11 protein-coding genes and 1 pseudogene are annotated in these 12,836 nt (G+C 71.6%); 7 read left to right on the top strand and 5 right to left on the bottom strand.

What is annotated here, in order from left to right:
* Positions 1-52 precede the first annotated feature (52 nt).
* Entirely contained in the window at positions 53-550 is a 498-nt protein-coding gene (locus SM573_RS04520; RefSeq protein ID WP_474615532.1) for a flavoprotein, read from the bottom strand.
* On the bottom strand, positions 547-1,791 hold the full coding sequence (locus SM573_RS04515; protein WP_474615531.1) for a helix-turn-helix transcriptional regulator: 1,245 nt from the start codon (positions 1,789-1,791) through the stop codon (positions 547-549). Before SM573_RS04515 ends, SM573_RS04520 begins: the two co-directional genes overlap by 4 nt.
* A gap of 352 nt (positions 1,792-2,143) precedes the next feature.
* On the opposite strand from SM573_RS04515, the gene SM573_RS04510 reads away from it, so the two are divergent.
* The 3 genes and pseudogenes from SM573_RS04510 (at position 2,144) to SM573_RS04500 (ending at position 5,539) form a co-directional block, all read left to right on the top strand.
* Positions 2,144-2,407 (top strand): DivIVA domain-containing protein, encoded by a 264-nt coding sequence (locus tag SM573_RS04510; RefSeq protein ID WP_474615530.1) that lies wholly within the window; start codon positions 2,144-2,146, stop codon positions 2,405-2,407.
* Positions 2,404-2,652, top strand: a pseudogene (locus tag SM573_RS04505) (hypothetical protein); the annotation flags it as partial. The gene SM573_RS04510 and the pseudogene SM573_RS04505, both read left to right, overlap by 4 nt.
* A gap of 532 nt (positions 2,653-3,184) precedes the next feature.
* Positions 3,185-5,539: an acylase gene (locus SM573_RS04500; protein WP_474615529.1), complete on the top strand. Its 2,355-nt coding sequence runs from the start codon at positions 3,185-3,187 to the stop codon at positions 5,537-5,539.
* A 93-nt stretch (positions 5,540-5,632) separates the two neighbouring features.
* Here SM573_RS04500 and SM573_RS04495 read toward each other — a convergent pair whose 3' ends face one another.
* The 3 genes from SM573_RS04495 to SM573_RS04485 form a co-directional block, all read right to left on the bottom strand.
* Complete coding sequence (locus tag SM573_RS04495) at positions 5,633-7,852, bottom strand: choice-of-anchor J domain-containing protein (protein WP_474615528.1); 2,220 nt, start codon at positions 7,850-7,852, stop codon at positions 5,633-5,635.
* 205 nt (positions 7,853-8,057) lie between these two features.
* Positions 8,058-9,236 carry a hypothetical protein gene (locus SM573_RS04490; RefSeq protein WP_474615527.1) on the bottom strand — a complete coding sequence of 393 codons (1,179 nt, stop codon included), beginning with the start codon at positions 9,234-9,236 and terminating at the stop codon, positions 8,058-8,060.
* The gene (locus tag SM573_RS04485; protein WP_474611919.1) at positions 9,223-9,762 is read right to left on the bottom strand and encodes a SigE family RNA polymerase sigma factor; all 540 of its coding nucleotides are present in this window, start codon (positions 9,760-9,762) and stop codon (positions 9,223-9,225) included. The genes SM573_RS04490 and SM573_RS04485 overlap by 14 nt, the downstream gene beginning before the upstream one ends.
* A 152-nt stretch (positions 9,763-9,914) precedes the next feature.
* Here SM573_RS04485 and SM573_RS04480 point away from each other — a divergent pair, with 152 nt between their 5' ends.
* From SM573_RS04480 to SM573_RS04465, 4 genes are all read left to right on the top strand, one after another.
* Positions 9,915-11,210, top strand: coding sequence for a phosphodiester glycosidase family protein (locus SM573_RS04480; RefSeq protein WP_474611920.1), 1,296 nt, complete (start codon positions 9,915-9,917; stop codon positions 11,208-11,210).
* A gap of 230 nt (positions 11,211-11,440) precedes the next feature.
* A complete protein-coding gene (locus tag SM573_RS04475) occupies positions 11,441-12,109 on the top strand; it encodes a hypothetical protein (protein ID WP_474615526.1) in 669 nt (222 codons plus the stop codon).
* A gap of 15 nt (positions 12,110-12,124) precedes the next feature.
* Positions 12,125-12,385, top strand: a complete 261-nt coding sequence (locus SM573_RS04470) for a hypothetical protein (protein ID WP_474611922.1) — start codon at positions 12,125-12,127, stop codon at positions 12,383-12,385.
* The gene (locus tag SM573_RS04465; protein WP_474615525.1) at positions 12,382-12,783 is read left to right on the top strand and encodes a hypothetical protein; all 402 of its coding nucleotides are present in this window, start codon (positions 12,382-12,384) and stop codon (positions 12,781-12,783) included. Before SM573_RS04470 ends, SM573_RS04465 begins: the two co-directional genes overlap by 4 nt.
* Positions 12,784-12,836 lie beyond the last annotated feature (53 nt).

Raw genomic sequence — 12,836 nt, 5'->3', positions numbered from 1 at the left:
AGTAGCGACCTGAAGGGCTTCACCACAGTCCCGCCACGGAACGACTTTGCTGTCAAAACGACGACACATCAAGTCGGTCGAGGACAAGTCGCCAATCCAACTCAGCAGACAGGGGTGCCACGGCGACGGCCGCGTCCTGCAGAAGCCGCAGGTGACGGTCGTAGCTCGGATGAGTGGCCAACTGCTCCTTGACGTTGGGGAACGCGTATACCGGAATGCCGGCGCCGAGCGCCTCGTTGAGGATGCCGAGCGCAAGGGTGTCGTTGACGCCCTGCGCCCACTTGTTGATCACGTTGAAGGTGGCGGGCACGACGGCGACGGCCGTGGCCGGCGGGTGCGGTTCGGGTTCGTTGGGCTTCCGCCACTGCACCCGGACGGGGTAGCCGGTTTGCTGGGCAAGGGCTTCCCGGTCGATCCACGTTGCGGCGGTCGGCGTAGCGGTTATGCAGACTGTCCAGTCCTCGTCCTGCAGCAGGTTGATCAGTTCACCGATCCGCAGCACCGGGGGCGCGGCGCAGACGACCAGGGCAAGCACTCGTCGCTGAGTCATGCCAGCAACCCGGCCCGCTCCGCGAGCGGACGCAGCCCTGGCGTTGCCGCTCGGCGCTCCTTCGACAGGAGGTCGAGCAGTAGCGTGCGGGCTTGCACGTTGGCGTGGACCATTTCGGCGCCCACTCGTTCGGCTTCGAGCAGGTGCAGCACCGCGACGGACCTGTCACCCGACATCAGTGCCGCCACGGCTACGTCGACGTGTACCTGCGCTCTGCGGCCGACGAGCACTGGCGGCAGCCGCGACGTGTCGAGTGCGGTTCCGATCTCGATGGCGTGGTCCGCGTTGCCGGCTCGGACGGCGGTGGATACCGCGTGAATGACGACGTTCGTCGGCCCGAAGCCGGTCCATAGCCGGTTGCGGTCGGCGCCCAACCTTGTCGCCAGCGATTCGGCGCGGGCCAGGAACTGGCTGGCTTGCTTCGGCGCGCCTTGCCCGGCAGTCATAACGGCCGCCAGGAGCAGCAACGCGCCGTACGCGGACAACAAGTCGGGATCGGCGACCGGACGGGCTGCGGCCAGCCTATCGATGCTGGTTCTTACGATCTGCTCGGCCTCGGCTGCTCGTCCTGGCTGCGTCATCAGTCCGCACGCTGCCTGGCATGCGGCAACCGCTGCCAGTGCCTGATCGTCGGCGAGGCGGGCGGCAGTCGATGCCCGGTCGGCCGTCAGTAGCGCCGCCTCGCCATCACCTACCTTGACGGCGAGCTTGGATGCGGCGATGTAGGCGGCGGCGAGCAACCGAAAGGCTGTGCTGCGGTGGATGCCGCTTGCGCCGCTGGTTAAGGCCGTCGCTTGGGTGAGCACAGTCGGTAGGTGTCGGGCCGCGGAGATGTAGCTTGCCCGCTGGTAGAGGTTGTGCAACCTGCCCACAGATCGCCGCACCTCGACCAGCGATGGAGCCGGGTGGATGGAGTCCGTCAGATAGCTGGTGAGGAAGGTCCGGAGGCCGCCTAAGAGATCGGGCCGGGCAGCGGCAGCAGCGGTATCACGCCCCATGTCTTTCACAGTCTGCCCTCGATGTGCTGCCACCGACACATCGACGAGCATGCCGTCGAGTTGTTCGAGCGCAACTCCCAAAGCGTTGGCGATCCGGGCTCGATGCCAGGGCTGCGGATCCGTCTCGGCGTTCTCCCAGCGCACCACGGTTGACCGCTCCACCCCGAGAAGGTTGGCGAGATGCTCCTGGCTGTATCCGAGGGCCTTCCGCCGCTGACACAGCCGGTGTCGCTTCAACGCCACGGTCGACCTCCCTCCGCTTTGCCGCCACTGTATTAACAAGCCGTCGATTGGGTGAGTACGTAAACGCCACATTTCTGCGTCACGCAGGCTTCTCCGCCGCTGTAGTACCCGGTCAGCTCATCGCGAAGGCTGGGCGCGTGGCCCGGGGCGGGTGCTGGGCTCCGGCGGCGTCGACCTGAACGACGAGCGCCATCCCCGCCCGCCTCGGCGCCCCACCAACGCGAGGGAGGGACATGTACTCGACTGACGGGCTGCTCGAAGCGTTGCCGCTGTCGTACGTAACTGCCGGTGATGTCGGCCTCGCTGTCAGGGCATGGACCGTAGAGGGCGGCGAGCAGGAGGCGGCGCAGCGATGATTTATGTGATCGGCGAACGCCTATACCCGCACCACGTTTGTGCTGCCTGCTTCGACACCCGCTGGCGCGGTTTCGATCCGACGCAGGTCAACGACTACCTCAACCGGATCGCCGACGAGCTCGACCGGCTGCGGCGGGAGGTGGTCACCGCGAACACCGAGGCGGAGCGCATCCGCCAGGCGCTGCGACAGTGGCAGTCCAGCCACGCCGGCTGCCGCCACACCACCTCCGGTTCCCCCAACGGCAGGTGGCAGCGATGAGCGCACCCCGCTGGGTCATTCATCTCCCCACTACGCTGACCAACCGCGACGAGACGACGAGACTGGCGGCAGCACTGCGGGAATCGTTCGGTCACGTCACCGTCATCGACTTCGGTGAGACCACCCTCAGCGAGGAGGATCGCCAGTTCCTGCGTATCCGAGTCTGGTGTGACGCCCGGCTCGACGGCGCCCGCCGCTGCCTGCGCCGCAACGAGCACGACGGCCCGTGTGGGGTGACGGCGGAGTAGCGGCCGGATGGCTGATGCCACGCCCGAGTCGGCTTAGCCCGGCAGAGCCGTGCGGTATCCAGGCAGCACGGCTAGCGGACGAGGACCAGGAAGGTCGGAACGCCGTCGCGGTCACCAGCTCCCAGCCAGGCCGCGGCATGTGCGCGGTGAGCTGCTTGCGGTATCGCTCGGCGGTGTAGCCCGGCGCGTCGTGCGCATGGGCGTCCTGTAGATGTCGGCGAGCTGCTCCATCGACGCCTGTGCGTCCTTGGCCGCAAGTCCGGTAGCCAAATTCCTTCCGGCCGGCAACACCAGCGTCAGGTCGTAGCGGTCGATGACTTCCTGGGCACCGGCAGCGAGGTGCCCTTCCGCGCTCGGATCGTACGGGCGGACGCCTTCGAATCGATGACGCCCCTGGGGGCGAACCCGGAGGCGATTCCGGGTCGGCCACGGAGTGACCTGAGTAACTTTCACCGCTAGCCTCGGTCGGACCTGGACCGTCATCGATCGGGGGAGGACGTCCCATGCACCACCACCAGCGAGTCGCCCGATGAAGCCCCGTCCACTCGTCGCCGTCGCCACCGCGCTCGGGCTGGTCGCCGCCGGCCTCACCGTCACGGGCGGCACCGCCGTCGCGCACGGCGGCGGCTACTCCGCGCTGATCCAGCGCGCCTCCTACGGCGTCCCGCACATCACCGCGCGCGACTTCGCGAGCCTCGGCTACGGCGTCGGCTACGCCCAGGCGGAGGACAACGTCTGCCTGATCGCCGAGCAGATGGTCACCGTGCGCGCCGAGCGTTCGCGCTGGTTCGGCGCGAGCACCGCCAACGTCAGCAGCGACCTGTTCCACCAGAAGGCCATCGACGACCGGGCCGCCGAGCGGTGGCTGACCGGCCCGCGGGACGGCGTCCGGTCACCCTCCAATGAGGTACGTGACCAGATCCGCGGCTTCGTCGCCGGCTACAACGCCTACCTGCGCGGTGCGAAGCTGAGGATCACCGACCCGGCCTGCCGGGGACAGGGCTGGGTACGCCCCATCAGCGAGCTGGACATGTGGCGGGCCAACTGGGCCCGCATGGTCCGGGCCAGCTCGGGCGCCCTCGCCGACGGCATCCTCGCCGCCACCCCACCCGGGAGCAGCAACGGGAACAGCGCCGCCGGAGGGACCGCGAGCGCCCCGGGGGCCGAGGCCGTGGTCACCGCCCGCGACGGCGCGCCGGCCGGGGTGGGCAGCAACGCGTACGGTCTGGGGCGCGACGCCACCGCCAGCGGCGCGGGCATGCTGCTCGCGAACCCGCACTTCCCGTGGGACGGCGGCGAGCGCTTCTACCGGATGCACCTGAAGGTGCCGGGCCGGTACGACGTCGAGGGCGCGGCCCTGGTCGGTGACCCGCTGGTCGAGATCGGCCACAACGGGCGGATCGCCTGGTCGCACACGGTCTCCACGGCCCGCCGCTTCGTCTGGCACCGGTTGAGCCTGGTGCCCGGCGACCCGACCAGCTACCTCTACGACGGCAAGCCCCGCAGGATGGTCACCCGCACGGTCACCGTGCGGACGCCGGGCGGGCCGGTGAGCCGTACCTTCTACGACACGCACTTCGGCCCGGTGGTCGTGGTGCCGGGCCGGTTCGACTGGACCGCGCAGGCCGCGTACGCCATCACCGACGTCAACGCGGCCAACAACCGCGCGCTCGACGGCTGGCTCGCGATGGGGCGGGCGAAGTCGGTGAGCGAGCTGCGGTCGGTGCTGGACCGGCGGCAGTTCCTGCCCTGGGTCAACGTCATCGCCGCGGACCGCGACGGCCGCGCCCTCTACGGCGACCACTCGGTGGTGCCCGGGGTGACCGACGCGCTCGCGGCCGCGTGCATCCCGGCCCCGTTCCGGGAGCTCTACGCGACCAGCGGCCAGGCGGTCCTCGACGGCTCCCGCTCCTCGTGCGAGCTGGGCCGGGACCGGGACGCCGCGGTGCCCGGCATCCTCGGGCCGGCGAACCTGCCCGTGCTGGTCCGCGGCGACTACGTGACGAACTCCAACGACAGCTACTGGCTGGCGAACCCGGCCCGCCCGCTGGAGGGCTACCCGCGCATCGTCGGCGACGAGCGCACCGAGCGCAGCCTGCGCACCCGGCTCGGCGTGCACCAGGTGCGGCAGCGCCTCGCCGGCACCGACGGGCTCCCCGGGAAGGGCTTCACCACCGGGCGGCTGTGGGACGTGACGCTCGGCAACCGGGCGTACGGGGGCGAGCTGGTCCGCGCCGACCTCGTGAAGGTCTGCGAGGCGCAGCCGACGGCGACCGCGTCCGACGGCACCACTGTCGACCTGACCGCCGCCTGCGCGGCGCTGCGCGGCTGGGACCTGAAGGTCGACCTGGGCAGCCGGGGTGCGCACCTGTTCACCGAGTTCGTGCTGGCCCGCGGCCTGCGCTTCGCCGAGCCGTTCGACGCGCGCTCCCCGCTGACCACGCCGAGCCGGCTCGCCGTCGACGACCCGAGGGTACGCACCGCCCTCGCCGACGCGGTCCGCAAGCTGGCCGGCGTCCCGCTCGACGCCCGCCTGGGCGACGTGCAGAGCGAGCCGCGCGGCGGCGAGCGCATCCCGATCCACGGCGGTCGAGCGGAGGCCGGTGTCTTCAACATGATCGTCGGGGTGCTGGAGCCGGGCGCCGGTTACCCGAAGATCGTTCACGGCACGTCGTTCCTGATGGCCGTCGAGCTGGGCCGCGACGGGCCGTCGGGTCGGCAGATCCTGACCTACTCGCAGTCGGCCAACCCGAACTCGCCCTGGTACGCCGACCAGACCCGGCTCTACTCGGGCAAGGGCTGGGACACCGTCAAGTTCACCGAGAAGCAGCTGCGGGCCGACCCGAACCTGGTCACGTACCGGGTGGGGGAGCGGCGCCGCTGACCCGGCCGGCCTCCGGGCGCGACCCCCGGCCCGCAATGGAAGGGGCACCTGCCACCGTGGTGGCAGGTGCCCCGGCAACCGGACCGGCTCAGATCAGGCGGTGCCGCCCGGCTGGACGGCCCCGTTGACCTTCAGGGTGTACGGCGCGTACTGGTTGACCTGCTCGGTCGGCTCGTCGTACGCCACGACGGCGACGACCTTCGGGAAGATGCTGAGCAGGGCCAGCTGCACCCGGTTGAGAGTCAGATCGGACCTGCCGTCGAACTCGAACTGCCAGGCGAGCGAGTGCTTCTCGTCGATGCCGATGAGGCGCAGGTTCCAGTTGGCGACGGCGGTCGGCTTGATCTCGGTGGGCGAGTCGAACGGCGTGAGGCCGCTGCCGTCGCTGACCGTGGTGCCGCCGACGGTGATGTCGTCGATGAGCCAGCCGCCCTCGTTGACGCCGCCGTCGCTGACGTAGCGGAAGCCGAGGAGGACCGACTTGCCGGCGTACGCCGACAGGTCGTAGCTGTGGGCCTCGAACCCATCGGTGGTGCCGTTGACGCCGGGGCCGAGCGGCCCGTCGACCGTCTTGTCACCGGGGACGGCGGTGTAGGTGGCGCCCCCGTCGGTGGAGACCGTGACGTAGCCGTAGTCGAAGCCCAGCTCGGCGCCGTACTTGGCGACGAAGCGCAGCGTCGGGTCGGTGGTCGGCACGGTGAGCCGGGTGACGGCGGCGGCGTCGGTGTTGTTGCCGTTGCCGGAGAACAGCACGGGGTTGCCGGCGCGGTCCGGGTCGTCGTTCACCACGGTCCAGGCCAGCGGCAGGGCGGGCAGGGTCTTGCTGCCCTGGAACGACAGCGACTTCAGGTCCTTGCCGCGCAGCAGCTTGCCGTCGGCCTTCCGCAGCGGCACGTAGTCGGCGCCGTTGGGGGCGGCGCCCGGGGTGGCGTACGCGGCCGGGTTGTCCAGGTTGACCGTGGAGCGCAGGCTCTTGCTGGTCACCCGGCTCTTCGGCACGCCCAGCATGACGCCGAGCTTGGCGTCCCCGACTATCTTGTCCACCAGCGTCATGGTCTGGTAGTCGTGGATGACCTGGTACATGTCCCTGGCGCCCTCGGCCTTCAGCGCCTCCTCGAGGCTGGCCAGGCCCTGGCGGTCACCGTCGTTGTGCAGGCGGTGGACGATGTCGGCGCCGTACCGGTCGTAGAGGAACTGGATGAACGAGTACGCGTTGCCGTAGTCGGCGAGCACCGCGTTGGCGTTGGGGCTCTCGTCCCACAGGTTCAGCGAGTTCTCCGGGCCGCCGCAGTCGCGCGGGTTGGCGTTGTACGGCGTCTTCACCGTGCCGAAGCCCTGGTAGCAGTAGAGGTGGCTGTCGGCGCCCCGGTCGAAGACGGTGGCCTTGGTGTCGACGTAACCGGTCAGCGTCTGCGCGAAGTCGGACAGGCCCTCGTTGATCCAGGTGCCCTCGAACGGGTCGGTGTAGTACTGGGCCAGGTGCTGCCACTCGTGGGCGAAGGTGCCCTCGTAGCTGTGCGGGCGGGCCGGGCGGCTGGTGCACAGGTCGTCGGTCGGCTCGTCCGGCGGGTTCGCTCCGGTGCGGTGCAGCCAGTCGAACGCGTCGATGGTCATCACGTTGCGGTCGAACAGCTCGTTGAGCTGGGCCGAGAAGAAGCCGGCGATGTAGGTCGGCGCGGCCGGGAACTGGTAGTAGTTGTCGTCCCGGACGTTGTCGACGAGGGTGACCGTCTTGTTGCCCGCGCCGGTGTAGACGCCGCCGTTGCCGTCGGCGTCCGGCCCCACCAGGGCGTTGCTGCCGTCCCGGTCCGGCGGCCGGGAGAAGGCGACCGTCTCCTTCGGGTACATGTTGGTGTCGAACTCGTGGACGAAGTTCTGCACCTGGGCGTCGGTGATCTGCGTCGACGAGGCCACCTGGTTGCGGCAGTCGTTCGCCGGGAACCCGAGGTCGTTGGCGACCCACACTTCGATGTTCTCGCCGACGCCCCGCAGCGTGTAGTCCTTGCGGTAGTAGGCGCCGGTGGTGTCGTCGAGCCCGAGCCACTGGCGGACCGTGCCGACCGCCGGCGTCTCGACCGCGGCCTGCGCCCTCGACCGCGCCTGGGCGCGCGGCTGGTAGCGGGCCGGCGTCTCGACCTTCCGGCCGTCCAGCGTGAAGTCCTTGCGGGTGAGCTCGCGGGTGTCGTCGCTGGGCCGGTCGGTCTGCGCGGCGGGCTGGGCGGGAGCAGCCGCCGCGCCGGACGCGGGAAGGAGGCTCAGGAACGGTAGGACGAGTGACATGGCTGCGGCACCGGCGATCCGGCTGCGTGCCATTGGCCCCCCTTGGGTCTCGTGGGCCCGGCGACGGAGCTGTGTCGCCGGGATGGCCTCACCTTCGTACTGCCAGATGGTTGCCTTTGGCAATGATCTCCGCGGATGATCCACCGCACTGATATCCGTCCACACGGGCCGGCCGGGCCCGGCGACAATGCCGGACCCGGCCGGTGACACACCCGACTCGACGGGCGGTCGGCGCAGGTCAACCCGCCCGCAGGGCGGTGGCCGCCACCGGCCAGGTGCGCGCGTCGGTGACGTCGGCCAACGTGATCCCCTTCAAGATCTTGACCATCTCCGCGTCGGAGAGCCGGCCGCCACTGGACACCTGGATGGTGGTCGCGCCGTCGTGGCTCCAGGCGTTGCAGAAACCGTTGAAGCACTTCGGCTCGGCCGGCGGTCGCTCGCCGTCCGCCAGCGCCTGGTTGGACTCGGCGTCGGGCAGTACGAAGATGCTGAAGCTGCCCGCCGGCTCCTCGCCGTCGACCCCGCCGTACGGCTCGGTGAGCCCGGTCGTGGGCAGGGCCGGAGCGGCGAAGACCGCGCCGCCGTAGGTGCCGTCGCCGGCGCTCGCGATGCCGTTCAGGCCGGGGAACGCGTGCTGACCGAGCTCGGCGGCCCGATAGCCGGCGGGCAGGTAGCCGACGCTGAACGGCACCCGGGCCGGCACCGGGACGCGGGGCCGCAGCGCCGCCACCAGCCCCCGCAGGTCGGCGGCGCTCACGTGGGACGGCTCCGCGAAGGTCTCCGCGACCGCCCAGGCGTTGTCGGTGTACTCCCAGGCGAGCCCGCGGCCCAGGTTCGCGCCGTACGACGGCCCCTCCCGCTCGATGGCGCGCCGCCCGTCGACGGTGACCCGCGCCCCGGGGTACCTCCCGGCGTCGAACGCGCCCGGCCGGTACACCGTGAGGTAGGCGTAGACCTGCCGCTCGTCCGCGGGCGGCGGTGCGGACGCGGACGGGGAGGGCGGCGCCGACGGGGGCACGGCCCGGTCGTGGGTGACGAGCCCGTCGATGTGCAGCGGGGCGATCTGGTACGCCCTCGACACGACGATCGGGTCCCGCACGTGGAGCGCACCGGCGTCGAACCGCTGGAAGACGTACGTGAACGGGTCGTCCGGGAACTCCCAGTCGGTCGCCGGGGCGGGCGCCGTGGCGGTCACCACGGCGGCGGCCTCGCCGACGACGGGCCGCTGGGTGGCGTCCGGCAGGCCGATGCCGACCGCCGCGACCACGCCGGTGACGGCGAGCGCCGCGGAGGCCACGCTCCATCCGGTCCGGCGGCGTCGCTGCACCTTCCTGCCGGCCGCCACGATCTCCTCCACCGTGTAGCGCGGCGGCGGCGCGTCCGAGGTCGCCGTCTCCACCAGGTCAGGTACGTGCACCGGCCCTCTCCCTCTCTGTCTCGATGGTCTCGTCACGGTCGGCCCGTTCGGGCGCCAGCACCTCGCGCAGCCGGGCGAGTGCGCGGGAGGTCTGACTCTTGGCCGTACCGATGTGCCAGCCGAGCACGCTGGCCGTCTCCGCGAGGCTCATGCCGAGGTAGTAGCGGCAGACCACGGCGGCGCGCTGCCGGGGCGAAATCACCCGCAGCGCGGCCCGGACCCGGATCCGTTCCTCGACCGACGCCGTCGCGTCGCTCTGCGCCAGGTCCGGAAGCGCGTCCCCGGCGGCCCGCTCGCGCCGCCACGGCCGGCGCAGCTCGTCGATGGCGGCCCGGACCACCATCGTCCGCGCGTACAGGTCGGGTCGGTCCAGTCGCGGCCAGCGCGGGTACAGCTTGGCCAGGGCCGTCGCCGTCGCGTCCTCCGCCGTGTGCCAGTCACCGCAGGTGACGTACGCCAGTTTCCGGAGCGCGGGCAGTTGCACGGCGACGAACTCCCGGAAGCCTTCCTCGTCCTCGGCTCTCACAGCGGTAGGACGGGTCGGACCCCACCGGGTGTTGCCACCGAGGCGAAAATTTTTCTCCGGAGCTGCGGGTCGGGTCGCACCGCGCCGCACAATTCGCCGAAGTGTCAGCTGGAGTCGGTTTCGTGGTTCCACGGCGCCGCGAGGGTCGGGACATGACTGTTTCCCCTTCCGGCCTGCCCGGCCTTCGCCGTGTCGGCGCCCTCGCGGTCGCCGCGCTGGCCGCGATCAGCCTCGGTGTCGCGCCGGGTGCGCGCGCCGAGGCCGCCGCCGGCACTCTCCCGCTCGGCGACGCGGACCTGACGGAGGTACGCACCAGCCAGGCTCTCGCCGACGGCGTCACCCTCACCCGGATCGTCCGCGGCACCGAGCCCGCACCGACCGACCAGATCAACACGACCACGCGGGGTCCGTGGGTGGTCAACGTGCTCACCATCGATCCGCGCCGCGCACGGGGCCACCTGAAGGCGACGTACGGCCCCGACCTCGCCCGGGTCGAGAAGACCACCGACCTGGTCCGCGCCTCCGGCGCCCTGGCCGGCGTCAACGCCTCCTTCTTCACCTTCACCGCGAGCCAGCTCTACCCGGGCGACCCGGTCGGCCTGGGGCTCTTCGGCGGGAAGCTGCTCAGCGAGCCGCTCACCGACCCGGCCGAGGCCAACTTCGTCGTCGACGCCGACAGCAACCGGGCCCTGACCGGCAAGCTGAGCTGGTCGGGCAGTGTCCGCAACCGGTGGACCGGGGCGAGCCTGCCGCTGGAGTTCATCAACCACCCGCCGGTCGTACCCGCCGGCTGCGAGGCCCTCGCCGACCAGACCCAGTGCGCCGCGCCGGGTGACCTCGTGCGGTTCACCCCCGAGTTCGCGGCGGCCACCCCGTCCGGCGCCGGCGTCGAGGTGGTGCTGGACGAGCGTGGCTGCGTGGTGCGGACCGCCACCACGCGGGGCACCGCGCTGACGGCGGGCCAGACCTCGCTGCAGGCGACGGGACGGGACGCGGCGGCCCTGCGTGACCTCACCGCCCGCGGCTGCGTCGAGCAGACCTCGACCCTGACCGACCAGGACGGCCGGAAGCTGCCCCTGCGGCGCGGCCTGTTCGGCGTGACGGGGCGGTACCAGCTGACCCGGGACGGCCAGATCGTCGTGCCCGACGGCGCCCCCGGCGACAGCTTCTTCGCCCGCAACCCGCGGACGATCGCCGGCACCACGCGCGACGGGAAGATCGTGCTCGCGACCGTCGACGGCCGCCAGACCACCAGCGTCGGCACCACGATGGCCGAGACCGCCGCCGTCGCCCGCGCGCTCGGCATGGACGACGGGATCAACCTCGACGGCGGCGGCTCCACCGCCATGGCCGTCGGCGGTGCGCTGGTCAACCACCCGAGCGGGGCCGAGCGGGCGGTCGGTGACGCGCTCGTCTACGTGAACGGCCCGTACCGCGGCGGGAACTGACCGCCTGCCACGACGACGGCGCGGCCGGTCCTCGGACCGGTCGCGCCGTCGCTTGCTCGTGCCTGAAGTCGACGGTGCGGGGACGGAGGGGCGACCAGCAGCAGAATGAATGGATTCACGCCGCCGTTGATCGCTGACATTCATGTCGTCGTCCCGATAGAACGACCGTTCAGCTGATCAACGTCCGTCGATAGCGTGTCGCGCAAAGGCCGTCACGGAAAGGGCGGACGATGAACGACACGATTCCCTCGCTCTCCCGGCGACGCGTCCTCGTGGGGGCCGCCGCGGCCTCCGCGGCGGTCGCCGTCACCGCCGCCGGCGCCGCCCACGCGGCCCCGGTCGCCGCCGGGAGCCCCGCACAGGCCGCGCCGCAGCCGCTCGTCACCCGGCACCGGATCGCGGGCGCGCGGCTCGTCGGCGGGCCGGTCCGCGTCCAGGCGGACTTCGCCGACCGGCTCGACGACTGGCTGGCCTTCTGGTCGGCCAACTCGCCCCCGCGGTGGGGCAGCCCGGTGGAGGTGGACGGGGAGGTCAGCGCCACCGGTGAGACGTTCATGCTGCGCGCCATCCGGGTCGTCCGCGACGACGAGCCGGTCGAGGCGTTCGCCTCGGGTCGCACCGACCCGGCGCACCTCGCCACCCTCGCGAGCCTGCACCACCACTTCCCGCTGGTCGACGTCGTGGCCGGCGGTGGATTGCGGGTGACCGACGGCCCGGCCGGCTTCACCGGCACGCCCGGGCAGGTGGCGTTCGCGGTCGCCGCCTGCCGCCAGCTGTGGGGTGTGCGGACGGCCGACGCCGCCACCTGGCGAGACCAGGTGGGCGGGCGGCGGGCCGACGCGTGGGCGGCCTTCACCAGGGCGAGTCTGCGGCGCGGGCTGCGGACCGAAGCGTACTGACCATCGGAGGTAGACATGGCACGCAGCGAGTTCCGGTTCGTGGTCGACGGCGTGGAGCTGACCACCGAGCAGCAGAGCCTCATCGCGAGTGAGATCCAGAAGGCGGGGCTGAAGGCGCTGAACGTCGCCGGTGCGCGGCTGTCCAACCCGTTGTCCGTGGGGCACGCCAACCTGAAGCTGCGCCCCGAGTGGTACGGCCTCTGGGTGCTCGACGGCCCGTTCGCCGACGACCTCGGCCACAAAATCAACGACATCGGCTTCTGGATGCAGAAGTGACCGACACCGCCCACCGGCCGGACGCGCCGGAGCGGATGTGCCCGAGCACACCGGCGGCCAACGCCACGGTGTTCCTCGGCATGATCACCCCGGCGGGCCGGGTCGCGTACGTCACGCCGCAGATGCCCGCCGACGTGGCCCTCGCGACGGCGGGCCCGGACACGACGGTCGAGTCGCAGTACCGGCTCGCCGGCCCGTGCGTGACGTCCCGGTGCGGCTTCTGGACCGGCGACCACTGTGGCCTCGGCGAACGGCTCGCCGAGTCGTACCGGGAGACGGCCGGCCCGGCCGAGGTGGACCTGCCCCGTTGCGCGATCCGGCGCAGCTGCCGCTGGTACGCCGAGCAGGGCCGGGCCGCCTGCGCCGCCTGCTCCCACATCGTCACGGATTCCCGCTGACGTAACGGGCGAGCCCCCGCCGCTCCCCGGGGAGAGGGAGCGGCGGGGGTCGG

It is taken from the genome of Micromonospora xinjiangensis, from assembly GCF_056150165.1.
This window is presented reverse-complemented; position numbering and strand designations above follow the sequence as displayed.